Source organism: Methylocapsa polymorpha (assembly GCF_045689225.1).
GTDB lineage: Bacteria > Pseudomonadota > Alphaproteobacteria > Rhizobiales > Beijerinckiaceae > Methylocapsa > Methylocapsa polymorpha.
Genome location: NZ_CP136862.1, coordinates 3,863,909 through 3,888,139 on the forward strand (window position 1 = coordinate 3,863,909; position 24,231 = coordinate 3,888,139).

The window sequence follows — 24,231 nt, forward strand, 5'->3', positions numbered from 1 at the left end:
ACGCTCCAGCGCTGGTTCGACCGGAGACAGAAGAAGGCGCGCTGTCGAAACTGCTGGACTGAGAAATGTAAAAAATTTCGACAGATTGGTGCGGGCGGTCGGAATCGAACCGACACTCTGTCACCAGAACCGGATTTTGAGTCCGGCGCGTCTACCAGTTCCGCCACGCCCGCCCAGAAAAGCGATTTTTCTTCAGGTAAAAATCGCTCTTGGTCTATTCCTGCCTTCGCTCAATCGCCGCGCGGGCCGGAGCGCCAAATACGTTTCGGCCATGCCAGCAACATCGAAAAAGCTCGCCGCATTCGGCAGACATTCCGTATCGGATTGCGCTCTAGCTCGCAACCTTGCGGCTCGCGCTATCCGCCCTTTTTTCTATCGCCCTGGCTCATCGCCATTCGCGAATATCGACAAAATGGCCGGCGATCGCCGCCGCCGCCGCCATGGCCGGCGAGACGAGATGCGTGCGGCCCTTGTAGCCCTGGCGGCCTTCGAAATTGCGGTTCGACGTCGAGGCGCAGCGCTCGCCGGGCGCGAGCCGATCCGGATTCATCGCGAGGCACATGGAACAGCCTGGCTCCCGCCATTCGAACCCGGCGGCCTTGAAGATCGCGTCGAGACCTTCCGCCTCGGCCTGGCGCTTGACGAGGCCCGAGCCCGGCACCACCATCGCGTTGACGCTCGAAGCGACATGCTTCCCGGCGACGATCTTCGCGGCGGCGCGCAGATCCTCGATCCGGCCATTGGTGCAGGAGCCAATGAAGACCCGGTCGATCGCAATATCCGTGATCTTCTCGCCGCCTTGCAAGCCCATGTAATCCAGCGCCCGCGCGATCGACGCCCGCTTGTTTTCGTTCGACGCGACGTCCGGATGCGGCACCACGCCGGTGATTGTCGTCACGTCTTCCGGGCTCGTGCCCCAGGTGACGACCGGCGGCAATGTCGAGGCGTCGAGCCGAACCTCCTTGTCGAACTCCGCCTCCGGGTCGGAATGCAAACCTTCCCAGTAGCGCATCGCGGCGTCCCAGGCCTCGCCCTTGGGCGCTTTCGGCCGGCCTTCGAGATAGGCGAAAGTCTTGGCGTCGGGCGCGATCAGCCCCGCCCGGGCGCCAGCCTCAATCGTCATGTTGCATACGGTCATGCGGCCCTCCATCGAGAGGGCGCGGATCGCCTCGCCGGCATATTCGATGACATGGCCCGTGCCGCCCGCCGTGCCGATCTCGCCGATGATGGCGAGCACAATGTCCTTGGCGCTCACGTCGTCCGCAAGAGCGCCGTCGACGGTGACGCGCATATTCTTAGCCTTGGACTGGATCAAGGTCTGGGTCGCGAGCACATGCTCGACTTCGGACGTGCCAATGCCATGCGCCAGCGCGCCAAACGCCCCATGCGTGGACGTATGGCTGTCGCCGCAGACGATCGTCGCCCCCGGCAAGGTAAAGCCCTGTTCGGGTCCGATGATATGGACGATGCCCTGGCGCGCATCGAGCACGTCAAAAAATTCGACGCCGAACTCCCGCGCATTGCTCGCAAGCTGCTCGACCTGGATGCGGCTTTCCGGATCGTCGATGCCTTTCGAGCGATCTGTCGTCGGAACATTGTGATCGACGACGGCGAGGGTCTTGTGCGGCGCGCGGACTTTGCGCCCGGACAGCCGCAGGCCTTCGAAAGCTTGTGGACTCGTGACCTCATGCACGAGATGGCGATCGACATAGATGAGGCTGGCGCCATCGGAGTCGCCCTCGACGAGATGGTCGTCCCATATCTTGTCGTAAAGCGTGCGAGGCTTGACCATATTGAAGATCCTATTGTGTTTGAGCGCAAAATGATCGGGGTCTGCCGAACCGCGCGCGAAGCCCTTGTCCTATCGAATTTCCCGGCGCCGAACCGGCATCCGCTTTCTTTTGGAAAATGCTCCGGCATGGCTTATTCAAGAAAGCCAGCCGAGGGCGCAGTTCTTACTCGCAAGATCCGTCGCGGGGAAGTACTTTCAATTAGCTCTCGGACGATAGCGAATTGCGGAGGAGTTGATGCGCCCACCGGTTGCGCCCTATCTGACCGTCTCCCCCGCCATGGCGGCGATCGCCTATTACACCACGGTTTTCGGCGCGCGCCAGAAAGCGATCATGCCGGCCTTCGACGGGCTGCGGATCATGCACTGCGAGCTTACGATCAACGGCGGCTCGGTCATGCTCGCCGACGCCTTTCCCGAATTCGGCCATACGCGGATTCCTCTCCCCGGCGAGCTCTCGACCGCCTCGGTCAGCCTCGAATACCCAAAGGCCAAGGATGTCGACGAGGTCTTCACCAAGGCGACCGGCCTCGGCGCCAAGGGGGAGACGAACCCAATGAACTCCTTCTGGGGAACGCGAGTCGCGACCTTTCGCGATCCCTTCGGCCACCGCTGGATCCTGAATGCGCCCTTGGCTTGACGCGGCGCAGGCGCGTTCTGGCGGCTAGAAAGGACTCGGCCCATGCTCGATCTCGATCCCCATCGGCGACCGCCTTTTACATGAATTTTGGCGCCGAAGGGCCGGAGACGGAGGAAGACTCTCTCATAGCTTTAGGAAAAGATCGCAACCCATTATTTTATCTTACTATTTTAAGATAATCTAAACGCGCCACCGCCAAATATGCCGCTGCCAGGACGCGGCTCCAATTTCGCTCGAGCGCTGGCTGATTGATCCAAATCATATCAACTAAATCTGGAACCGCTCAAGCTTTTGGTTGTTTTTATATCGTTGGCGAGCGACAGCTTAAATTTAAGCCGCGCCAAATTTCCAGGGAGGAAAAACATGATGAAGAAAGCGTCACTCGTTTTATCCATGGTTGGAATTTCCGCTTTGGCTCTCTTTTCGGCGCCAGCCGAGGCCAAAAATCCGCAGGACTGGACTTGCAGCGAATTTATTCAGGTTCCAAACAAAGCAAAGCCGAACGTTGTTTACTGGCTGGACGGTTTTAACAAGGGCAGCAAATCCGATACATCTGAGGTAACAGCCAAGGATTTCAACCATCCTATTGGGAAGTTAGTCGACGAATGCCGCAAGAATAAAACTGAAAACCTCTGGGATGCGATCGTCAAACATTTCTATTCTGCCGCCAAGCAAATTCCATAGCCTTGGACTTGCGTTTCAAGTGATTTACAGAATGGGGCATGATCGATTTTTGTTGAAATCGATTATGCTCTTTCGGCTTGCACTCATGGTCGAACGTCGAAACATTCGCCGCTCATAAATGGCGCTGGTCCCGCCAAAACGCCTCAGCCGCATTAGCGGCTAATGCAAGACTGGGGCGGTAATGGTCCACAGACTCGTATAGTCAGGATCGTAGACCACTTCGCCTGTTCCTTTGAGGCGATAACGTCCGGGGCCGGCTTTCGCAAAGGCCCGCGTGTTGGGCGGAAGCGTCATCGTCTCGCCCGTGCGTTCGCCCTTGAGCGACAGCACAAATCCTGTGCTCGCCTCAGCCCCCGTAATGATCCCATGCACCTGGACCCGCTCGCGCACCGTCGCGCCATCTGACGCGAGATAGATGAAGCCGGCAATGACATATTTGCCGACTAGCGACGCCGCCATAGCGGCGTCCCAAGCGGGGCCCTGACCAGCATCATCTTCGTCGTCGGTCATCGCCAAACCTCGGCAGAGCGACGTTGTCCGCAGCGAGCGCCTATTCGGCGGCGGGCGCGGCGGCCTTTTTCGCCTTGGCCGTAGCCTTGGCTTCCTTCTTCGCCGCCTCACGCGCGGCCTTCGCGGCGGGCGACTCCGCCTTCTCGGCGATGCGCGCCGCCTTGCCGCGCCGATCGCGCAGATAATAGAGCTTGGCGCGGCGGACCTTGCCGCGCCGGACGACCTTGATAGATTCTATGTTTGGCGAGAACAGGGGGAAGACGCGCTCGACGCCTTCGCCATAAGAAATCTTGCGCACGGTGAAGCTCTCGTTGAGGCCGCCGCCGTTGCGAGCGATGCAGACTCCTTCATAGGCCTGCACGCGGGTCCGGTCGCCCTCCTTCACCTTGACGTTCACGATGACCGTGTCGCCCGGCTGAAACGTCGGAATGGTCTTTCCGGCCAAAAGTTTCGCGGCCTGCTCGGCCTCGAGCTCAGCAATAATGTTCATGATTTGAAATCCCGCCGTTCCGCCGGACAAATCCAGCGAGCGTTTCGGTGCGCTTGTTGTCAGTTGAGAGGGCTAGCTCTACACGACGCGTTCGACCTTGTCGAGACCGCGCGAATAAAGACGCCGGCGCAATTTCAAGATGCGCGACCTCTGCGGATAGGCGTCTGTCCGAGATCGCGAGGCCCCGAGACGAGCTTCGCGATCTGGAAATCGACAGGCAGGCTATTGCGCGCGCTCGAAGGTCGTCACTCCTTCGGTCTCGGCGTCGATGAGATCGAAGCGGCTCGGCGTCTGCGTCTTCAGATTCGTGGTGAAGCCCCTGCCGTTCTCCAACTTGAGCTTGACCCAGCCAGTTGAATCCAGCTGGTACGAGCCGACCACCAATTTGCCGGGCTCGGAATCGACGTCGAAGCTCATGTCGAGCGTTCGGTCTTGACGAAAGACAAGACGCCAGGGCTTGCCTGTCGCAAGCCATTCGCCGACGATCGGAACATTCACCTTGGGGGCCGCGCGGATGGACTGCCGGGCGGCAAGGCCATATACGCCGATCACGGCGAAAACGCCGAGGCTCACGTAGATGATTTCGCGGCGCGTCGCGCCTAAGGGTTTGTTTGGATCAATGCGTCGCGCGTTCATCGCTACCTCACGGATTAAGTGGGCGATCTATAGCGCTTTCTTTTCGCCTCAGAATCGTGAAAGCGCTCTGAGTTCTTGATTTCAGTCCGTCGCCCGCCAGTGAACCGGCGTTGCTTGGCCTGAGAAAGCCCGGTCGGGAGAGCGGGATCTACGAGGCGCCGGTTTTGGCGGATCCGAGTGCGGTAAATTAGCACAAATTTCTAGTTGGCGGCAAGATGGAGAGGCGCGGCGCTGAAGGAGAGCGGGAGCGGCGCCGCGCGGACGCTCCGCGTCCCCTGCGCCGTTTCCTTCGACCCGTCAAGCGATCATCTCGACGGCCGCGATCAGCTTCTTCAAGTCCTGGTCCCGAGACAATCGATGGTCGCCGTCCTTGATCAGCGTCAGGCTCACCGGATCGCCGGCGAGATTTTCGACCAGCGCCATGGCGTGACGCCAGGGAACGTCCTCGTCTTGCATGCCCTGCAAAACATGGACGGGACAATAGGCCCGGATGGTGTCTCCAAGCAGCAAATGGCGCCGCCCCTCCTCGATCAACGCGCGGGTGATCGGATAGGGCTCGTCCGAATATGGCGAATGCCGAAGCCAAAGGCCTTTTTCCTCGATGTCTTGGCGCGCCTCAGGCGACATCCGCTCCCAGATCAAGCTTTCGGTGAAGTCGACGGCCGGCGCAATCAGGACGAGGCCCTTGAGCCGCTCGGTCTCGCCGCTTGCTTGAAGAGCCCGAGCGGCGAGCAGCGCGAGCCAGCCGCCCATGGACGAGCCGACCAGCGCTTGCGGACCTTCGGTCAGGCGGCGCAGAACCGCCAAGCTCTCTTCGAGCCAGAGTCCGATTGTAGCGGTCTCGAAGCCTCCCTCAGAGCACCCATGGCCAGAATAGTCGAAGCGTAGAAAAGCGCGGCCCGTCGCCGCCGCGTAGCAATCAAGGCGCTCCGCCTTCAGCCCGCGCATGTCCGATCCAAATCCTCCGAACCAGACTATGCCGGGGCGCGCCGCGCCGGCGGCGCTCGGCGCGCGGCGCAGATATGCGATGCGGCGGCCCGAAAGCCCCTCCCCCACCGTGACGAAGCCCGGCTCTAGGCCCGCCGCGACCAAAATTTGCCGATGCTGCTCTTTCACTTTAGGCTCGCAGATCTACCCTTGATTCGAGATCATTCTTTAAAGATTTGCGGGCCGCCTTGCAGCCTTGGTTGATGGAGCGCTGGCGCATCTGATGTCGCAAGCTTCCGGCTCCCCCTTCAAAGACAGCGCCACGCATCCGCTCACGGGCGCGACGGTGCTTCAAATCATTCCGGACTTGCGCGCTGGCCTTGCGGCGCGCGCGACAATCGAGATTGCGGCGGCGCTAAGCAGGGCCGGAGCCAATGCTCTGGTCGCGAGCCGCGGCGGACGAATGGTCAGCGAGCTGCAGGCCCGGGGCGGCGTCTTCGTCCCTTTTCCTGCACATACGAAAAATCCGCTCGCCATGGTTTTGAACATAAGCCGCCTGGCGCGTCTCATCAAAGCCGAAAGAGTCGACATCGTGCACGCCCGCTCGCGCGCGCCGGCCTGGGTCGCCTATGGCGCGACGCGGCTGACGAAAACGTCTTTCGTCACTAGTTTTCCCGGCCGATACGCTGGCGGCAACGCGCTCGAAGCGCGCTATAACTCGGTCCTGGCGCGCGGCGATATCGTTATCGCGGATTCAGCCTACGCGGCGGGGCTTATCGCTAAGCTCCACCCCGCGGCGGAAGGCAAAATCCGGATTGCGCACCGCGGCGTCGACTGCAGGATTTTCGCGCCGAAGGCCGTGGCGGCGGCTCGGGTTCAGGCCGTGCGGCGGGGGTGGAAGGTCGAGGCGGACGAGCCCATCGTGCTCATGGCCGGCACGATCAGCGCCTCGAGCGGGCATAAGCTCCTTATTGAAGCGGCGCGGCTTCTGCGCGCCCAAGGAGTAGCGGGCGTGAAATTCATCATGGCCGGCGACGAACAGCGCCGCGGCCTCGCTGCGGAAATCGACCGCGCAATCGCCAAGGCCGAGCTGCGAGACGTGATACGCCGAGTTGGCCCCTGCGCCGATATGCCTGCGGCCCTTCTTGCCGCATCGGTCGTGGCGGCGCCTTCAACGCGGCCGGATTCTTTCTCGGGCGCGGCCCTCGAGGCGCAGGCGATGGGATCGCCAGTCATCGTCAGCGACCACGGCGCCGGACCTGAAACCGTTCTCGCGCCGCCCGAGATCGACGAATCCCTGCGCACCGGCTGGCGGACGCCGCCCGGCGACGCCAAGGCGCTCGCAGCCGCCATCCGGGTTGTCCTAGGCCTCGGAGCTACAAGCAGGGACCGGCTCGCGCTGCGCGCCAGGGCGCATATCGAGACAAGCTTTGCGATCGAGCAGGTATGCCTCGCGACCCTCGACGCCTATTTGGCTTCTCGACCGAGCGGCGAGGAATGATCGGCGGCCATCGAGCTTGTCACAGCGCCCCTGCAGCCATTTTCCGGCGCACGCTTTTTGCTAGCAAACTCGCCGTCATACGACCGCTTGCCGCCATGGGACCAATTGCAAGGCCAAGGCGAACCTCCGTGCTTTCGGAAGGTTTCCGGCCAAGCATGGATGCAACACAGGCGACCTAAAAACTTTTCTAATCCAAGTGTTCATTGACTTCGCGGCACAATGAACCGATCTTTTAACCGGGTCCGTCGATCCTCGTGACAAAAAATTGGATGATTCGCGACTTTGTCGGATTCGATTAATCAATGTAAGGAGAAAATGCCATTCGCCGTCCGATGAAAGCCCCCCCTGTCCCACAGAGGGACGGGCCACGCACCAACCGTGAAATCCGCGCTCGCGAAGTCCAATTGATCGATGCCGAAGGCCGCAACCAAGGGGTCGTGGAAACTCTCGAAGCGCAGCAGAAGGCCGAAGAGGCGGGACTTGATCTTGTCGAGATCGTCCCGACCGCCAATCCGCCGGTCTGCAAAATCCTCGATTACGGAAAATTCCGTTTCCTCGAGCAGAAGAAATCCGCGGAAGCCCGCAAGAAGCAGAAGATCGTCGAGATCAAGGAGATAAAGCTGCGTCCAGGCATCGACGACCATGATTACGACGTCAAGATGAAGGCCGTCCGGCGCTTTTTCGAGGAGGGCGACAAGGTGAAAGTCACCCTGCGTTTCCGCGGCCGCGAGATGGCGCATCAAGACCTGGGGTTTCGCCTGCTCGAACGCGTGAAATCCGAGACCGGGACGATCGCCAAGGTGGAAGCCGAACCTTCGATGGAAGGCCGCCAGATGGTGATGGTGCTCGCGCCAAAATAAGCGCGAGCGGCGGCTGGCCTTGGGGGCTGGGTGGCTGTCCCCCCCACCTGCCCGAAGCTGGCGACATGGGCGGGGGATCCGCCTCCGCCAGCCAGACGCTCCTGCCAATGCCGGTTCAGGCGGTCGCTCGGCCGACCGCTGTGGCCTCCGGAACTTCGACCAGGCGGCCGCTCTTTACGTCATAATAATAGCCGTAAATCGGAATGTTGGCGGGAACCAGCGGATGGGACCGGATGCGCTTGACGTCCTCGACGACGCTCGCCGCGAGATCCTTGAACGTATGCCATTTGATGTAGCGGCCATGCACGCTTCCGGGGCCATGGCCATGATCGTGCCAGCCAGTTTCGTCGATGGTCGCGCCCTCCAGGCTCTTTTCGAGGAGGCCGCTCATGATCTCATCGTCGAAGAGCTGCATGCCGCAGTCGGAGTGGTGAATGACGAACCATTCCTTGGTGCCGAGCAGCTTGTAGGAAATCACCAGAGACCGGATGGCGTCGTCGCTGGCGCGACCTCCCGCATTGCGGATGACATGGGCGTCGCCTTCCGACAGGCCGGCGTATTTGGCCGGATCGAGTCGCGCATCCATGCAGGTCAGAATGGCGAAGCGCCGCGCCGGCGGCAGAGCCAGTTTTGCTTTATCGCCAAAACTTGCGGCATAGGCTTCGTTGGCCTTCAAGACTTCCAGCAACACTGACATTGGCGATTTCTCCTTGGAACGATTTATTTATTGCCCAGCGTTTTTCAGTTAAACTTCCCAGCCCGCGCGAAAAGCATGGCACGCCATCGCATGACGCAAGGCTACCTGAATCAATAGCTCGCCCAACTTGAAAACATAATTGTTTATTCTGATCATCTAGATAGATATCGTTTATGGTATGGAGCTCTATCAAATTCGGCACTTTGTCGCCATCGTTGAAACGGGCAGTTTCACCAAGGGGGCTCAGCGTGCGGCGGTCTCGCAACCGGCCATCTCCGCGAGCATCGCAAAACTCGAAGCGGAGCTCAACGTCAATTTGTTCGAACGACGCCGCTCGCCGGTGGTCTTGACAGCCGCAGGGGAGCGGTTGCTCGAAGTAGGCTCAACTGTCCTCCACGCCTGCAATTCGGTGAAGGCCGAACTCAAAGCGCTCGCCGCCCCGGAACAGCTGAGAATTGGAGTCCTGCAATCGCTCTCCAGTCGGCATGTATCCAAGATGCTGAGCTCGTTCCGGCGCGCGAACCCCCATGTGGCGATCGAGGTGATCGATGGCGTCGGCGATCAGCTGGTCCAATTTCTCGCTGAACGGAAACTCGACACGGCGCTCACTATTCTCGATGACGACTCTTCGAAATTCGCAAGCTGCGTTCTTTTCAAGGAGCCTTATGTTTTGGCTGTCGCGGAAGACCATCGCTTCGCGCAACGGCATGCGGTGACGCTTTCCGATCTTTACGATGAACCTTTCATCGTGCGGACAGGCCTCGACAGGTTCCAAGACGCGAGCAACGCGCTTGTCTCTCGCGGAATCAAGATAAGGGTTGTGTATAAAACCGATCAAATCGATCGGGCGCTGTCTCTCGTCGCTTCCGGGATAGGGGTCGCATTAATTCCGGCCCGCTTCGAAATGCCGGCGGTGCGGCAGGTGCAGGTGTCGGACTTGGAGGCCTTCAGGATTTTCGGCCTTATGTGGTCGCCTGAACGAGAGGGCGACAGCCTAGCGAAATTCATCAAATTCGCCGCGAGCCATGGCTGGACGCCGTAGAGCGCGTTTTCCAGCTTCGGCACGGCCAGGGCACAAGCACGTGAACAGACGCCAAGCCTTGTTCGGCGCCATTTCTTCTATTCTTCCAGTGAGTTTGATCCGGCGAGATGGCCGAAATTTTGAACCACCTTCTCATAGACTGGCCGCTTGAAGGGAATAATCAGATCGACAAGACGATCGACCTCCTCCCATCGCCAGGCGTCAAACTCCGGCTTCTGACCGCCCGCTGGCGTCTCGATGTCGATCTCGCTCTCCTCGCCCTCAAAGCGTAGAGCGAACCATTTTTGCCTCTGGCCTTGGAACCGGCCTTTCCAGGACTTTCTCAAATATTCGGGCGGCAGGTCATAGGTGTACCATTCCGGCGATTCCGCGAGAAGCGTCGCAGAATAGACATTGGTCTCCTCCCGCAGTTCCCGCATGGCGGCCTGAAACGGCTCCTCGCCAAAGTCGATCCCGCCTTGCGGCATTTGCCATTCGTGCCCTTGGCGCAAATGCTGCGGCGTTTTCTTGGTGCGCCTCCGTCCGACAAAAACAAGCCCATCGCGGTTGAGCAGCATGATCCCGACGCATGGACGGTAATTTTCAAATTGCATCGCCTAATAACCTCGCGCCTAGCCCCGAATTGTGGCTGGCCCTCATTTTGTCGCCGCGCCGCAGACCGGCCCCAGCCGAGCGCCCACGCTTCGAGACCGCAGACGAAAACCGCCGCGTACAACTGGAAGATGAAGCCCGCGCCTGGCCTCCACAGATTCGACCATAAAATGATGGGAATCGCCAAGCCCCGCAAGCCGCTGGATTAACTTCAATTTACGTGGCGCCTGACCGGCTGGTCCCCGCCCGTCGCTCGGCGCCGCCCAAGCTGGCCCGGCCCGCCCGAAAATGGCGGCGGACTTCGCCAAAAACTTGCGCGAAAACAGCAAATTAAATGAGGATTCTGATTCAATCGATCAAGTGGCGCGACCGCGCATATTCGGCTTGGCCGCCTCGCACCGAACTCGATGCGCCTAAAAGGCCCGGCGGCTTGATCCTCTCTGATCAGGCCGCCGGCCAAGGCTCAATTCTGAACTTTTACGGGTTCGTTCGCCGCCGGAGCCGAGGTGACCTTGTTTGGGGCCTTAGAGCCGCCACGCAAAATTTCCAGGGCGGCGATCAATTGTTTGTCATCCTTCGCATCGGGCGGCACATAGGCCTGCGACCCGCCCTTTTCGTCCTCGCCATTCTTCAAATGGCCCTTGAGCGAAGCTTCGCCCTTCGTGTCGTCCTTGCCCTTGAATTCGTCCGGCACGTCCTGCAGCACAATCATGTCGGGATCGATCCCCTTGGCCTGGATCGACCTCCCGGACGGAGTGTAATAGCGCGCCGTCGTCAGCCGCACGGCCCCATTGTTCTGGCCAAGCGGAATGATCGTCTGCACAGATCCCTTGCCGAAGGAGCGCGTGCCAAGGATCGTCGCCCGCTTGTGGTCCTGCAAGGCGCCGGCGACAATTTCCGAAGCCGAGGCCGAGCCGCCATTGATGAGGATCACCACCGGCTTGCCCTTGGAGAGGTCGCCCGGCCGCGCATTATAGCGCATCGATTCCTCGGCGTTGCGGCCGCGCGTCGAAACGATCTCGCCGCGATCGAGGAAACAATTGGCGACGGCGATCGACTGATCGAGCAAACCGCCGGGATTGTTGCGCAGGTCGAGAATGTAGCCCTTGAACTTGTCGGCCGGGATCTCCGACTGGAATTTCAGGATTGCATTGTGGACGCCGTCGAACGTCTGTTCGTTGAACTGGGTGATGCGGATATAGCCGACGTCATCGCCTTCCTGATGGTCGCGAACCGACTTGATCTGGATCACGGCGCGCGTGAGCTTGATGTCCTGAGGCTCCTTGTTCGCGCCGCGCAGGATCTTGAGAATCACCGCGGTATTTGGCGCGCCTCGCATTTTGTCGACGGCCTGGTTGAGGCTCAACCCTTGGACGTTTTCGTCGTCGATCGCGGTGATGATGTCGCCGGACAGGATTCCGGCGCGCGAGGCCGGCGTATCGTCGATCGGGGTGACGACCTTGATCAAGCCGTCTTCCTGCGTCACCTCGATGCCGAGGCCGCCGAATTCGCCGCGGGTCTGCACCTGCATGTCGCGGAAGCTCTTCGCGTCCATATAGCTCGAATGCGGATCGAGCGAGCCCAGCATGCCGTTGATCGCGGCCTCGACCAGCTTCTGCTCGTCCGGCTTCTCGACATAATCCGAGCGGATTTTCTCGAAGACGTCGCCGAAGAGATTGAGGTTGCGGTAAGTGTCCGAGGCGGCGGCCTTGGCCGATCCTTCGGGAAACAACCATGCCGTCTTGCTCTCGAGCGTGACGAGCGACGCGCCCAAGGCGGCGCCGAGGACTAAGAGTGAGACTTTCCGCATCATCCGCGAACCTTCTGCAATTCCGGCTTCGCCCACCATGGGCCCGGATCGATCGCCGCCCCGTCTTTACGAAATTCGATATAGAGGATGGGCTGGGCAGCGCCAATGGCTATGGCCGCCGCCGTCTTCGCCGACCCATCGCCCATGACGGCGACAGGCTCCCCGGCGAGAATGAATTGACCTACGTTTACGTTGATCCGGTCCATTCCTGCAAGAATAATATAATAGCCCTGTCCCGCATTGACGATCAAGAGTTGTCCATAACTACGATAAGGACCGGCAAAAGCAACCCAACCGTCGCAGGGAGAGGCGACAATAGCTTCGGTTCGGGTCGCGATGAGCATCCCTTTCTCCGCGCCGCCGAAGCTGTCGGGAGCGCCAAAGCCGCGCTGAAGCGTTCCGGCGACCGGGAGCGGCAGCAGGCCCTTGGTCTCGGCGAAGACGGTCGCAGGAGCGAGCCGCGCCGGATCCTTGAAAGGGGCGAGAGCGGTTTTTCGCCGCGCGTCCGGCGGCGTCGCCTCCTGTGCGTTTTTTCTCGCCTCGTCAGCCCGCCGCGCCGCCTCCGCGCCGCGCGCCGCCGCGGCGACCTCGCTTTCCATTCGGGCGATGAGATCCTTCAGCGTCGCCGCCTGCTTGGCGAGATCGAGGGCGCGATCGCGCTCGGCGCCAAGAGCCTGTTCGGCGGCCGACAGCGCCGATTGCCGCGCCTCGATCAGCGCGGCGAGATGCTGGCGGTCCGCGCGAAGCTTTGCCGCGTCGCCTGAAAGCGCGTCTCTCTCGGCTGCGATTGATTGCCGCAATTGCAGGAGGTCCGACAGATCGGCCGCGAGCGCTTCTGTTTCGGCGCGCATCTCAGGCAAGACGGAGCCGAGCAGCATAGAGGTCCGGATCGCTTGAAGCATGTCTTCTGGCGCGACGAGCAGAGCCGGCGGCGGCTTGCGGCCCATGCGCTGCAAGGCAGCGAGCACCTCGGCGATCACCGAGCGACGGCTCGTCAGAGAGCGCCTGATCGCGTCCTCGCTGCCCAGGAGAGCGTCGAGCCGCCCTTCCGCCTCGCCGACCTTGGCCTCGGTCGCGCCGACGCTTCGAGTCATGTCAAGAAGCGCGGCCTCGAGCTTTCCCCGATCGTTGCGGATCGAGGCCATCTCGGCTTCAATCTGCCGTCGCTGCGCTTCCGAAGCCTCTAGCGAATCCTGCATGCCGCGCAGCTCCAGCCTGCGCCCGCTCAAGTCGGACGCTTTTTGGTCGGGCACTTGCGGGGTCGATTGCGCGGCGAGGGAGGCGAAGGCCAGCGGCGCGAGGCAAAGCGGCGCCCATGGCGCTACGCGCGCAAGGTTACGCCTTAACGCTATCGCTGCTCGGCTCGCGCGAGGCTCTATCCCTATCGCCACGATTCTCGTTTCGGTTCGCTATAAATTTTACTATCCCGGCGGAAAATGGCCGGAGCGCGGCGAAAATGCCGCCGTCTTCAATTTCCGATTGGATCGTTTCATCTCATCAAGAAAACCAGCGCAAGGTTAACAACTTGCAGCGCGTCGGGATCAAAAAGGGCCAGCAATTTTTCTTGAAGAGGCGGCGCCGCGGCGGAATTAATCGCGGTGATACGGGTGGCCCGAGAGAATTGTCACGGCCCTGTAGATTTGCTCGGCCGCCATGATGCGGGCGAGCTGATGCGGGAAGGTCATCGGCCCAAACGATAGGACCAGGGAAGCCGAAGCGCAGAAGCTTCGCGCCAAGCCGTCCGGCCCGCCGATGACGAGGGCCAAGGCGGCTGCGCCCTCGTCGCGCCTCCTGCCGAGATCGCCCGCGAACGCGCGGCTCGACATAAGCTTGCCGGCCTCGTCAAGCGCGATCACGCTGCAGCCTGGCCCAAGCAAAGCGCGAACGGTCTTGGCCTCTTCCTCCTTGCGATCCTCGGCGCGGCGGGCGCGGCTCTCGTCAAGCTCGCGCAGATCGATCGCGGAAAAACCGATGGCGCGGCCAGCCGCCGCGGCGCGCTCGATATAACGCGCGGCGAGATCGCGCTCGGGTCCCGCCTTCGCCCGGCCGACGGACACAAGCATAAGTCGCATCGGCGAAAAGCGCTCTCTCTGGCTTTAGAGAATCTTGGGCTTTACGGAATGAACGCGCGCGCCAAGCGCCCGCAGCCAAACAGCGGACGCCTCGTCGAGACGAAGCCGACGCCTTAACCTGCGCGGCGTTCGCCGGGCCGGTCCATGCCCCACATTTTTTCGAGATTGTAGAATTGCCTGACCTCAGGCTTGAAGATGTGGACGATGACGTCGCCCCCATCGACCAGAACCCAGTCGCAATTCTGCAACCCTTCGACGCGGGGCGTGGTCGCGCTGTTTGCCTTGAAAGCCTTGATGACGCGGTCGGCGATCGCTCCGACATGAATGTTGGAGCGGCCTGTCGCGATGATCATGGAATCGGCCAAACTTGTTTTGCCGTGCAGGTCGATGGAGACGATGTCTTCCGCTTTGGAATCATCGAGACTCGTCAAGATAGTCCGCACGAGTGAACCGGTCTCTGGCTCCGCCGGAGCTTCGACCGAGTGGAGCGGCTTAGGGGCAGCTCCTCCATAAATCGTGGGTATCAGCGTTTCGATCCTCTATGGGCGCCGGGTTGATGACCGGACACCCCATCAAGATGGCGCCGAATCGGCGAGATTTCAATTGCGGGTAATGGGTTGGTTTGAAATTTCTTAGAAACTGACCCACTATCTGCTGTTGTTCGCAAGACTTGCTGGCCGAGGCTTCTTTATCGGCCTCGACGCCTCCTACCAGGCAAGTTCGGTGATTGCCGCCGTCGGCGCGAAACCCGCCCCTTCGGCGAACTGCCGCAAAGCCGCGGCGTCGAGAGCGGCGTCTTCCCCGGCCCCATGCAGCTCTTCGCGATGAATCCCCGAGGTCACGAAAAGGCTGGCGAGACCCTGGTCGCAAGCCCCTTTGATGTCCGTCCGCATCGCGTCCCCAATCGCGAGGACGCGGGCCTGGGCGAGTTCACCCCCACGCAGTTCGGTCGCGCGCGCCAGCGCTCGTTCATAGATCGGCGGAAAGGGCTTGCCGGCCTGGATCACCTTGCCGCCGATCGCGGCATAGCGTTCGGCGATTGCGCCTGCGCAATATACGAGGTCTTCGCCATCCTGGACCACGATGTCAGGGTTGGCGCAAATGAAATCGAGGCCGCGATCGCGCATTCGGGCGAGACTCGCGTCATAATCCGCCGGCGTTTCCCGCGCGGGGTGGGTAAGTCCGCTGCAAAGGACGAAGCCCGCCTGGTCGAGCGGCGCGAGGCGCAGCTTTTTCCCGGTCAAGGCCAAGACCTCCTCGAAAAGCGCGGTCTCCCAGGCTGGACCCACATGGAACAGAGCGTCGGCGGCGCGTTCGATGAGCAAGGCGACCGTGACGTCTCCGGATGAGACGATTGCGTCATAGGCTTCGCGAGGGACGCCGAGACTGTCGAGATGCGCGCGCACGATCCGGCTCGGGTTCGGCGAATTGGTGATGAGCACGACCGCGCCGCCCTTGGCGCGAAAGCGTTCAAGCGCTTCGGCGGCTTTTTTGAAATAGGCGGCGCCATTGTGGAGCACACCCCAGACGTCGCTCAAAACGACGTCATAGCCGTCGGCGAGCTCGGCCAATCCACGAATAAGTCGAGGCAATCCTGGGGGTCGTCCTTATGGAGCGCTTCCTAGACGATGTGCAAACGTGCTTCCGCCGGCGCGCTCTAGGCGCGAAGATATTGACTGTCAAGCAACCGGCTCGCGCGGCGAACAATCAGTGTGGCAAATAAGATCCAACGATTATTAATAAGCATCACTCAATTGATTTTGATTCGGAGGCGCCGAATATGGCTCGAATGTGACGCAAGCGGAGCAGTAACGGACCTATAGGCTGCGCGCCAATTGCGCCGCTTCGCCTGCTCGCGTGGGAAGGGCGTTACGTTGGGTATCTTGCGTCTTTTCCGCATCTCGGCCCTTGTTCGCATTTGCGCCTTTACTTTTGCCGCTGGCCTCGTCATCGACGCGCGCCAAGGGAGCGTCTGGGCCGGCGCCTGGCTCATGCCTCCGGGCGCTGGTCAGATAATAGCGTCAACGGCCTTCTCCGGCTCCACCCGCGCCTTTGATGCGCAGGGACATCTGATTCCGGTGCCTTCCTATGACAAGTTCGAGCTTGGCGGCTATCTCGAATATGGCCTGACGGATTGGCTGACCCTGATCGCCGCGCCGGCTTATGATCGCATCAGGCAGCCGCCGCCCGCGGCCTCCTATGAAGGGCTGGGCCAGAGCGAAATCGGCGCGAGGATCGGCCTCTACCGGTCGGACATGGCGGCCATATCTTTTGAAGCCGGGCTGCGCACGCCCGGCGCCTCCCTCAACGATACGCTCGAACCCTTCCAGCCGCGCCGCGCCGCGGCGCTCGATCTCCGCTTCCTGGCCGGGCGCAATTTCGAAATTGGCGAAATGACTGGTTTCGCCGAGGCGCAGGCGGGCTATCGCTTCTATGCGGGGAAACAGCCGGGCGAATTTCTCGTCGATCTTACATTGGGCCTGCGGCCGACGCCGCAACTTCTCGTTTTATTGCAGAGCTTCAGCTCGATCTCGAATGGTTCAGGCGGCGGTTTCAGACATAATTCCTGGCACAAGCTGCAACCCAGCGCGGTCTATGATCTGTCGCCGCAATGGTCGCTGCAAATTGGCGGCTTTATTACAGTCGCCGGCGTCAATTCCGGACGCGAGCTTGGACCTCTTGTCGGCGTCTGGTATCGTTTCTGAGCCGATGGCTGGTCTTTTGCTTGAGGCGGCGGACGGCCTTGCCTATATTTGTCGCCCGACATAATCAAAGCTTGAACCTTCAAGTCTCAGGGTTAAGGAAATAGCTTCGCATGGCAGGCGCCAATCATCAGACTGTTCATCGCTTTGACCACCCCGGCGAAGGTATCAGGCGCGCAAAATCAATTCCGAAAGGGCGTCAGATCGATCCCTTGGCGCAAGAGGAGATCGAAAAACTCCTCGGCGACCGCTCCCGCCAGCGCGATCTTCTGATCGAACATTTGCATCTGATCCAGGATACATATCACCAGATCTCCGCCGCCCATCTCGCGGCGCTCGCCGACGCGATGAAGCTGTCCTTCGCCGAAGTCTTTGAAACCGCGACTTTCTACGCGCATTTCGACGTCGTGAAGGAAAACGATCCGCCGGTTCCGCCGCTGACCATAAGGGTTTGCGATTCCCTCACCTGCGCCTTGTTTGGCGCTGAAAAGCTCCTTCATGCGGTGCGCGCTGGCGCCGGCCCTCATGTCCGCGTCGTCCGCGCCCCTTGCGTCGGCCGCTGCGACACGGCGCCTGTGGCCGAGGTTGGGCATCATTTTGTCGATCACGCGACTCCTTCGACCGTCATCGCGGCGGCGGAGCAAGGCGACACGCATCCGCATTTGCCTGATTACGTCGGCTACGATGATTATGTCGCGAAGGGCGGCTACAGGCTTCTTGAACGCGTGCGGTCCGGCGATCTTTCCACCGAGCAGCTTCTGCAAGCGCTCGAAGGCGCAAGCCTGCGGGGCCTTGGCGGCGCCGGTTTCCCCACCGCGCGCAAGTGGCGCTCGGTGCTCGGCGAGCCCGGCCCCCGGCTGATGGCGATCAATGGTGACGAAGGCGAGCCTGGCACTTTCAAGGATCGTTTCTATCTAGAAACTGACCCCCATCGCTTCCTCGAAGGCGCCTTGATCGGCGCGCATGTCGTCGAAGCGGCGGAAATCTATATTTATTTACGCGACGAATATCCGGCGGCCCGCGCCATTCTGCAGCGGGAGATCGCCAAATTGCCGCCGGGCGGTCCCGTGATCCACCTGCGGCGCGGGGCCGGCGCCTATATCTGCGGCGAAGAATCCTCGATGCTCGAAAGCCTCGAGGGCAAGCGCGGCCTGCCGCGCCACAAGCCGCCTTATCCGTTTCAGGTCGGGCTGTTTGGCCGCGCCACGCTCATCAACAATGTCGAGACCGTGTTCTGGGTTCGCGACATCGTCGAGAAGGGCGCCGCCTGGTGGACGAGCCAGGGCCGCAACGATCGGCATGGTCTGCGCAGTTACTCCGTATCCGGTCGGGTGAAATCGCCCGGCGTAAAACTCGCGCCCGCCGGGGTAACGATCCGCGAGCTGATCGAAGAATTCTGCGGCGGCATGGCGGAGGGCCATGAGTTTCGCGCCTATCTGCCCGGAGGCGCGTCGGGCGGCATATTGCCGGCGTCGATGGACAATATCCCGCTTGATTTCGGGACGCTTGAAAAATACGGCTGCTTCATTGGTTCGGCGGCCGTGATCGTCCTCTCGCAGCAAGACGACATCAAAGCCGCGGCGTTGAACCTCATGCGCTTTTTCGAGGACGAAAGCTGCGGCCAATGCACGCCGTGCCGGGTCGGCACGCAAAAGGCCGCCGCGCTCATGGAGGCGCGCGACTGGGACCGCGATCTGCTCGGCGAGCTGAGCCAGGTCATGCGCGACGCGTCGATCTGCGGGCTCGGTCAGGCGGCCTCGAATCCACTGACGACCGTCATCAAATTCTTTCCGGAAGAATTCGCGCCCAAGGGAGCAGCCGAATGACCGACAAGATCAGTTTTGAGCTCGACGGGCGGCAAGTCGAGGCAGGCCCCGGCGAATCCATCTGGCAGGTCGCCAAGCGGATGGGGACCGAGATTCCGCATCTCTGCTATTCGCCCGAGCCGGGATATCGCGCCGACGGCAATTGCCGCGCCTGCATGGTCGAGATCGAGGGCGAGCGCGTGCTCGCCGCCTCGTGCCAGCGCAAGCCGGCGATCGGCATGAAAGTGAAGACGGCGACCGAGCGAGCCGAGAAGGCGCGCAAGATGGTCATCGAGCTTCTCGTCGCGGACCAGCCGGCGCGCGCGACCTCGCACGATCCGGATTCAAAATTCTGGCATTGGGCCGACCGGGTCGAGGTCAGCGAGAGCCGGTTCCCCGCTGCGCCGCGCTGGATCGGCGACGCGAGCCACCCGGCCATGCGCGTCAATCTCGACGCCTGCATCCAATGCGGCCTCTGCCTGCGCGGCTGCCGCGAAGTGCAGGTCAATGATGTGATCGGCATGGCCTATCGCAACCATGACGCAAAAATTGTCTTCGACTTCGACGATCCTATGGGCGAATCCACTTGCGTCGCCTGCGGCGAATGCGTCCAGGCCTGCCCGACCGGCGCGCTCATGCCGGCGGCGCTCCTCGACGAGCATCAGACCCGGGTGGTCTATGCGGACAAGAAGGTCGATTCGCTTTGTCCTTTCTGCGGCGTCGGCTGCCAAGTGACCTATCAGGTCAAGGATGAGCAGATCATCTACGCCGAAGGCCGCGACGGCCCGGCGAACCAAAACCGGCTCTGCGTCAAGGGCCGGTTTGGCTTCGACTATATTCATCATCCGCATCGATTGACGAAGCCGCTGATCCGGCTTCCAAATGCGAAGAAGGATGCGAACGATCAGGTCGACCCCGCCAATCCCTTCACTCATTTCCGTGAAGCCTCATGGGATGAGGCGCTCGACGTCGCCGCGCAGGGGCTCGTCAAGATACGCGACGAGAAAGGCGTGAGGGCTCTCGCCGGCTTCGGTTCGGCCAAGGGCTCGAACGAGGAAGCCTATCTCTTCCAGAAGCTGGTTCGCACCGGTTTCGGCTCGAATAATGTCGATCATTGCACCCGGCTCTGCCACGCCTCCTCCGTGGCGGCCTTGATGGAAGGCCTGAACTCGGGCGCCGTCTCCGCGCCCTTCTCGGCGGCGCTTGAAGCCGAGGTCATTATCGTGATCGGCGCCAATCCGACGATCAATCATCCGGTCGCCGCGACCTTCATCAAGAACGCCGCGAAGAATGGCGCCAAGCTCATCATCATGGATCCGCGCCGGCAGACTCTGTCCCGCCACGCCTATAAGCATCTCGCGTTCAAGCCGGGCAGCGACGTCGCCATGCTGAACGCCATGCTGAACACGATCATCACCGAAGGCCTGACCGACGAGCAATATGTCGCCGGCTATACCGAGGGCTTCGAGGAGTTGAAGGCGCGGATCGTCGATTTCACGCCGGAAAAAATGGCGCCTATCTGCGGGATTCCCGCCGAGACCTTGCGCGAGGTGGCGCGGCTTTACGCCAAGGCCAAATCCTCGATCATTTTCTGGGGCATGGGAATCAGCCAGCATATTCATGGCACGGACAATTCGCGCTGCCTCATCGCGCTTGCGCTGGTCACCGGCCAGATCGGCCGCCCCGGCACAGGCCTGCATCCGCTTCGCGGCCAGAACAATGTGCAAGGCGCTTCTGACGCGGGCCTTATTCCAATGTTCCTGCCGGACTATCAGCCCGTCGGCCGAACCGATCTGCGCGAGCCTTTCGAGCATCTTTGGCATAAATCACTCGATCCGGAACGCGGCCTGACCGTCGTCGAGATCATGAACGCCATCCACGCCGGCGAGATCACCGGCATGTATATCGAGGGTGAAAATCCGGCGATGTCGGATCCCGACCTGCAGCATGCGCGCGCGGCGTTCGCCAAGCTCGACCATCTCGTCGTGCAGGATCTTTTCGTCACCGAGACCGCATTCCACGCCGATGTGATCCTGCCGGCTTCGGCCTTCGCTGAAAAGCTTGGGACGTTCACCAACACCGACCGCCGCGTCCAGATCGCCCGGCCGGTCGTGGCGCCTCCTGGCGACGCCCGCCAAGACCTCTGGATCATCCAGGAGATCGCGAAGCGCATGGGGCTCGATTGGAGCTATCCGGGACCCGCCGAGGTCTTTGATGAGATGGCCAGCCTGATGCCGTCCCTGGCGAACATCACCTGGGAGCGGGTCGAGCGCGAAGGCGCGGTCACCTATCCGGTCGACTCCGCCGATGCGCCCGGCAATGAGATCATCTTCACGACCGGCTTTCCGACGGAGTCCGGGCGCGGCAGAATTGTCCCGGCCAATGTCGTGCCGCCGGACGAGCTGCCTGACGACGAATATCCAATGGTGCTCTCGACTGGCCGCCTGCTCGAACATTGGCACACCGGCTCGATGACGCGGCGCGCCAATGTGCTGGATACATTGGAGCCGGAGGCCGTCGCCTTCCTGTCGCCGAAGGATCTGCGCCGTCTCAATTTATGGCCCGGCGATTTCATCAAGCTCGAGACAAGGCGCGGCGCGATCGAGATCAAGGCCCGCTCCGATCGCGACGTGCCGGAGAATATGGTGTTCATGCCGTTCTGCTATGCGGAGGCGGCGGCGAACCTGCTCACCAATCCGGCCCTGGACCCGTTCGGAAAAATCCCCGAGTTCAAGTTCTGCGCCGTTAAAGTGACGAGGGCCGAAGCGCGCGAGGCGGCGGAGTAAGCCAATTCCGTCTCTCCAGAAGGCGAGGGGCGCTGCAATCATGGATGATTTCGCTCAGTCGGACATCCTTTCGAGCTATCTGATACGCCCCGACCCGGCTGATCCGCGGTTGAGCCGCGAAGTCGAAGGCGTCGATCAAACCGGAGCGCGCGTCACGACGCGCGTTGTCACTGAGAAAGCCTTGACGCTTTATCTCAACGCGCAGGAGATCGTGACGATGATGACCATCGGCGATCATCCGGCTCTGCTCGGCATCGGCTATCTCTTGAACCAGATGATGCTGCGCAAGGACGATGAAGTCACCGGCGCAGATTTCGACGAAGAGCTCGATGTCGTCGTCGTGCGCACGAAGCGGCGCACGAATTACGAAGACAAGATGAAAAAGCGCACATTGACGTCGGGCTGCGCGCAGGGCACGACTTTCGGCGATCTCATGGAGGCGATCGAGGAGGTCAAGCTGCCGGCGGCGGAGCTTCGCACCTCCTGGCTCTACCGCCTGACCCATGCGATAAATCTTACGCCTTCGCTCTATCTCGAGGCCGGCGCCATTCACGGTTGCGTCTTGTGCGAGGCCGACCGCCCGCTCGTCTATATGGAGGATGTCGGGCGCCATAACGCCGTCGATAAGATTGCGGGCTGGATGTTCGTCAACAAAGCCGATCCCGCAAATAAGATCTTCTATACGACTGGACGGCTGACCTCGGAAATGGTGATCAAGACCGTGCGCATGGGCATTCCTATTCTCGTCTCGCGGTCGGGCTTTACCGCGTCAGGCGTCGAGCTCGCGCGCAGGACCGGGCTGACCTTGATCGGCCGCGCGCGCGGCAAACGCTTCGTTGCGCTCTCGGGCGAAGACAGGATCGTCTTCGATCAGGATCTCGCCTATGTGGCCGATGAATCCGGGCGGACGCATCGCAAAGGCGCGAGCGCCGATGACTGAGCCATGTTTCGGGGTGCTGCTCGCCGGCGGTCTCGCGCGGCGCATGGGCGGCGGCGACAAGGCGCTGCGCGCCATCGGCGGCAAACCTATTCTCGCCCGCGTCATCGCCGCGCTTCAGCCGCAATGCGCCGGGCTCGTCCTGAACGCCAATGGCGACCCGGCGCGGCTCGCTGAATTCGGCCTGCCTGTCGTGGCCGACGACGTGCCGGGGTTCAAGGGGCCGCTTGCGGGCATTCTCGTCGGCCTCGATTGGATCGCCGCGCATCGCCCGGACGTAGCTTTCGTGGTGAGCGCGCCGACCGATACGCCATTCCTGCCGCGCGATCTCGTCGCGCGGCTCCGAGACGCGCGGGCGCAGAAAGGCGCCGAGATCGCCGTCGCGAGTTCGGGCGGCGGGACCCACCCGGTGATTGCGCTCTGGCCCGTCGGCATAAGACAAGACCTGCGCCATGCGCTTGTCGAAGAGGACCTGCGCAAGATCGATGGATTTACCGCGCGCTACCGCGTCGCCTACGCTGACTGGCCCGTTGCGCCATATGATCCGTTCTTCAATGCGAATGAACCCGGCGATCTCGCAGCGGCGGAAGCAATCGCGGCCAAGCAAGAGTAAAGACCCCGCATGAATGGCGCCGCCTCATTACAAAAATATGGATTTTATTGAAAACGGGCTCTACGAAGGCATCATAATTGCGTTACGCCATGATCAGCGTAAGCGCCAACATATCACGGAAGCAATCATGGCCGCAAAAGTGGAAAATGTGAGCATAGACGAATTGAAGCAGGGACTGGCCGATGGCTCGATCCTCCTCGTCGACGTGCGCGAGCCGAATGAATTCGCCGCCGGCCGCATTCCCGGCGCGACGCTCAACCCTTTGCAAAAATTCGATCCCAAGGCCCTGCCGCCGCAAGAGCCCGGCAAGCGCGTGGTTCTCTCCTGCCGGGCCGGCGGGCGTTCGCTCAAGGCTTTGGAGCTCGCCCAAGCGGCCGGCCGCGACGATGTCCGCGCCCATTATCCGGGCGGCTTCGACGGCTGGGCGAAGGCCGGCGAGAAGGTCGAGCGATAGCCTCTCGCTCGCCCGGCGCGGGAAGACCGAGGGGCGCGGCGTTGATAGACTTTTGACGATCCTAGCTCCATATTGCGCCGATGAGCGCCATTCTTTTCGACACGCTTCGCCTATCTCGCACCTTGCGGGACAAAGGCCATTTCACGACTGAGCAAGCCGAGGCGCTCGCCGAAGCCTTGGGCGAGGCATCTCAAGATAACCTCGCAACCAAGGCCGACATCATCAATCTCGCAACAAGAGCCGATCTTGCTGAAGCGAAAGCTGACATTCTGAAATGGGTCGTCGGCGCGATCGGCTTTCAGACCGTCGTGATTTTGGGCGCTCTCGTCTCGCTGGTCAGGATTTTTGCGAAATAGCGAGGCTCGGCGCCGGTGCAATCTGGAATAGGCAATAGTTTATCCCCCAAGCAAATGTACAAGTAATTCATAAGGTCTACTTGGAGCGCGGCAAATCGCAAGGCGCCAGCACCTCAAGCAGGGTTCAGCGCGCACGAACATCGCAGCGAAGCCGCGCCAATATTCCGCGCCGCGCCCTTGCCGCCACGCCTCCCCCTTGCTAAATAGACCGTTCGACCCTGTTTCTTCCCGCCGTCCCAGCGCCGGCCCGCTTTAAGCGGTGGTCCTGTCGCATTGCCGATGGACGCCGGCGGAGGAGAAGCGCAAACCAACCTAAAACCGCCGGCGCC

24 protein-coding genes and 1 tRNA gene are annotated in these 24,231 nt (G+C 61.3%); 12 read left to right on the forward strand and 13 right to left on the reverse strand.

Going from position 1 to position 24,231, the window contains the following annotated elements:
• Window positions 1-86: 86 nt before the first annotated feature.
• Window positions 87-173: transfer RNA gene (locus RZS28_RS17770), tRNA-Leu, on the reverse strand.
• Window positions 174-385: 212 nt separating this feature from the next.
• Window positions 386-1,792, reverse strand: a complete 1,407-nt coding sequence (gene leuC / locus RZS28_RS17775) for a 3-isopropylmalate dehydratase large subunit (RefSeq protein ID WP_407339054.1) — start codon at window positions 1,790-1,792, stop codon at window positions 386-388.
• A gap of 235 nt (window positions 1,793-2,027) precedes the next feature.
• Between leuC and RZS28_RS17780 the strand changes: the two genes are divergently transcribed.
• Together RZS28_RS17780 and RZS28_RS17785 are read left to right on the forward strand one after the other, a co-directional pair.
• Window positions 2,028-2,429: a VOC family protein gene (locus tag RZS28_RS17780; RefSeq protein ID WP_407339055.1), complete on the forward strand. Its 402-nt coding sequence runs from the start codon at window positions 2,028-2,030 to the stop codon at window positions 2,427-2,429.
• Window positions 2,430-2,792: 363 nt separating this feature from the next.
• Window positions 2,793-3,113: an HdeA/HdeB family chaperone gene (locus RZS28_RS17785; protein WP_407339056.1), complete on the forward strand. Its 321-nt coding sequence runs from the start codon at window positions 2,793-2,795 to the stop codon at window positions 3,111-3,113.
• A 159-nt stretch (window positions 3,114-3,272) separates the two neighbouring features.
• Here RZS28_RS17785 and RZS28_RS17790 read toward each other — a convergent pair whose 3' ends face one another.
• The 4 genes from RZS28_RS17790 to RZS28_RS17805 all read right to left on the reverse strand — a co-directional run bounded on the left by RZS28_RS17790 (window position 3,273) and on the right by RZS28_RS17805 (window position 5,865).
• Complete coding sequence (locus RZS28_RS17790) at window positions 3,273-3,623, reverse strand: hypothetical protein (protein WP_407339057.1); 351 nt, start codon at window positions 3,621-3,623, stop codon at window positions 3,273-3,275.
• Window positions 3,624-3,663: 40 nt separating this feature from the next.
• Window positions 3,664-4,113 carry a 50S ribosomal protein L19 gene (gene rplS / locus RZS28_RS17795; RefSeq protein ID WP_407339058.1) on the reverse strand — a complete coding sequence of 150 codons (450 nt, stop codon included), beginning with the start codon at window positions 4,111-4,113 and terminating at the stop codon, window positions 3,664-3,666.
• A 222-nt stretch (window positions 4,114-4,335) separates the two neighbouring features.
• Window positions 4,336-4,749 (reverse strand): hypothetical protein, encoded by a 414-nt coding sequence (locus RZS28_RS17800; RefSeq protein WP_407339059.1) that lies wholly within the window; start codon window positions 4,747-4,749, stop codon window positions 4,336-4,338.
• A 297-nt stretch (window positions 4,750-5,046) separates the two neighbouring features.
• Window positions 5,047-5,865 (reverse strand): alpha/beta hydrolase, encoded by an 819-nt coding sequence (locus RZS28_RS17805; RefSeq protein ID WP_407339060.1) that lies wholly within the window; start codon window positions 5,863-5,865, stop codon window positions 5,047-5,049.
• Window positions 5,866-5,959: 94 nt separating this feature from the next.
• Here RZS28_RS17805 and RZS28_RS17810 point away from each other — a divergent pair, with 94 nt between their 5' ends.
• Both RZS28_RS17810 and infC read left to right on the forward strand, forming a co-directional pair.
• The gene (locus RZS28_RS17810; protein ID WP_407339061.1) at window positions 5,960-7,177 is read left to right on the forward strand and encodes a glycosyltransferase family 4 protein; all 1,218 of its coding nucleotides are present in this window, start codon (window positions 5,960-5,962) and stop codon (window positions 7,175-7,177) included.
• Window positions 7,178-7,509: 332 nt separating this feature from the next.
• Window positions 7,510-8,037, forward strand: coding sequence for a translation initiation factor IF-3 (gene infC / locus RZS28_RS17815; RefSeq protein WP_407339062.1), 528 nt, complete (start codon window positions 7,510-7,512; stop codon window positions 8,035-8,037).
• Between the two features lie 115 nt (window positions 8,038-8,152).
• Here the strand turns inward: infC and RZS28_RS17820 are convergent, their stop codons facing one another.
• Entirely contained in the window at window positions 8,153-8,734 is a 582-nt protein-coding gene (locus tag RZS28_RS17820; protein ID WP_407339063.1) for a beta-class carbonic anhydrase, read from the reverse strand.
• A 178-nt stretch (window positions 8,735-8,912) separates the two neighbouring features.
• Between RZS28_RS17820 and RZS28_RS17825 the strand changes: the two genes are divergently transcribed.
• Window positions 8,913-9,776: a LysR family transcriptional regulator gene (locus RZS28_RS17825; RefSeq protein ID WP_407339064.1), complete on the forward strand. Its 864-nt coding sequence runs from the start codon at window positions 8,913-8,915 to the stop codon at window positions 9,774-9,776.
• 77 nt (window positions 9,777-9,853) lie between these two features.
• On the opposite strand, the gene RZS28_RS17830 is transcribed toward RZS28_RS17825, so the two are convergent.
• The 6 genes from RZS28_RS17830 to RZS28_RS17855 form a co-directional block, all read right to left on the reverse strand.
• Entirely contained in the window at window positions 9,854-10,369 is a 516-nt protein-coding gene (locus RZS28_RS17830; protein WP_407339065.1) for an RNA pyrophosphohydrolase, read from the reverse strand.
• A gap of 461 nt (window positions 10,370-10,830) precedes the next feature.
• The gene (locus tag RZS28_RS17835; protein ID WP_407339066.1) at window positions 10,831-12,180 is read right to left on the reverse strand and encodes a S41 family peptidase; all 1,350 of its coding nucleotides are present in this window, start codon (window positions 12,178-12,180) and stop codon (window positions 10,831-10,833) included.
• Window positions 12,177-13,529, reverse strand: coding sequence for a murein hydrolase activator EnvC family protein (locus tag RZS28_RS17840; RefSeq protein WP_407341163.1), 1,353 nt, complete (start codon window positions 13,527-13,529; stop codon window positions 12,177-12,179). The genes RZS28_RS17835 and RZS28_RS17840 overlap by 4 nt, the downstream gene beginning before the upstream one ends.
• A gap of 237 nt (window positions 13,530-13,766) precedes the next feature.
• A complete protein-coding gene (gene rlmH / locus RZS28_RS17845; protein ID WP_407339067.1) occupies window positions 13,767-14,240 on the reverse strand; it encodes a 23S rRNA (pseudouridine(1915)-N(3))-methyltransferase RlmH in 474 nt (157 codons plus the stop codon).
• A gap of 122 nt (window positions 14,241-14,362) precedes the next feature.
• Window positions 14,363-14,776, reverse strand: coding sequence for a ribosome silencing factor (rsfS, locus tag RZS28_RS17850; RefSeq protein WP_407341164.1), 414 nt, complete (start codon window positions 14,774-14,776; stop codon window positions 14,363-14,365).
• A 180-nt stretch (window positions 14,777-14,956) separates the two neighbouring features.
• The gene (locus RZS28_RS17855; protein WP_407339068.1) at window positions 14,957-15,841 is read right to left on the reverse strand and encodes a TIGR01459 family HAD-type hydrolase; all 885 of its coding nucleotides are present in this window, start codon (window positions 15,839-15,841) and stop codon (window positions 14,957-14,959) included.
• Between the two features lie 282 nt (window positions 15,842-16,123).
• Between RZS28_RS17855 and RZS28_RS17860 the strand changes: the two genes are divergently transcribed.
• The 7 genes from RZS28_RS17860 (at window position 16,124) to RZS28_RS17890 (ending at window position 23,902) form a co-directional block, all read left to right on the forward strand.
• On the forward strand, window positions 16,124-16,954 hold the full coding sequence (locus RZS28_RS17860; protein WP_407339070.1) for a hypothetical protein: 831 nt from the start codon (window positions 16,124-16,126) through the stop codon (window positions 16,952-16,954).
• 110 nt (window positions 16,955-17,064) lie between these two features.
• Window positions 17,065-18,777: an NADH-ubiquinone oxidoreductase-F iron-sulfur binding region domain-containing protein gene (locus RZS28_RS17865; protein ID WP_407339071.1), complete on the forward strand. Its 1,713-nt coding sequence runs from the start codon at window positions 17,065-17,067 to the stop codon at window positions 18,775-18,777.
• The gene (fdhF, locus tag RZS28_RS17870) at window positions 18,774-21,542 is read left to right on the forward strand and encodes a formate dehydrogenase subunit alpha (protein WP_407339072.1); all 2,769 of its coding nucleotides are present in this window, start codon (window positions 18,774-18,776) and stop codon (window positions 21,540-21,542) included. Before RZS28_RS17865 ends, fdhF begins: the two co-directional genes overlap by 4 nt.
• Window positions 21,543-21,582: 40 nt before the next feature.
• Entirely contained in the window at window positions 21,583-22,482 is a 900-nt protein-coding gene (locus RZS28_RS17875; protein ID WP_407339073.1) for a formate dehydrogenase accessory sulfurtransferase FdhD, read from the forward strand.
• Complete coding sequence (gene mobA, locus RZS28_RS17880; RefSeq protein ID WP_407339074.1) at window positions 22,475-23,092, forward strand: molybdenum cofactor guanylyltransferase MobA; 618 nt, start codon at window positions 22,475-22,477, stop codon at window positions 23,090-23,092. The genes RZS28_RS17875 and mobA overlap by 8 nt, the downstream gene beginning before the upstream one ends.
• A gap of 127 nt (window positions 23,093-23,219) precedes the next feature.
• A complete protein-coding gene (locus RZS28_RS17885; RefSeq protein WP_407339075.1) occupies window positions 23,220-23,546 on the forward strand; it encodes a rhodanese-like domain-containing protein in 327 nt (108 codons plus the stop codon).
• 80 nt (window positions 23,547-23,626) lie between these two features.
• The gene (locus RZS28_RS17890) at window positions 23,627-23,902 is read left to right on the forward strand and encodes a hypothetical protein (RefSeq protein WP_407339076.1); all 276 of its coding nucleotides are present in this window, start codon (window positions 23,627-23,629) and stop codon (window positions 23,900-23,902) included.
• Window positions 23,903-24,231 lie beyond the last annotated feature (329 nt).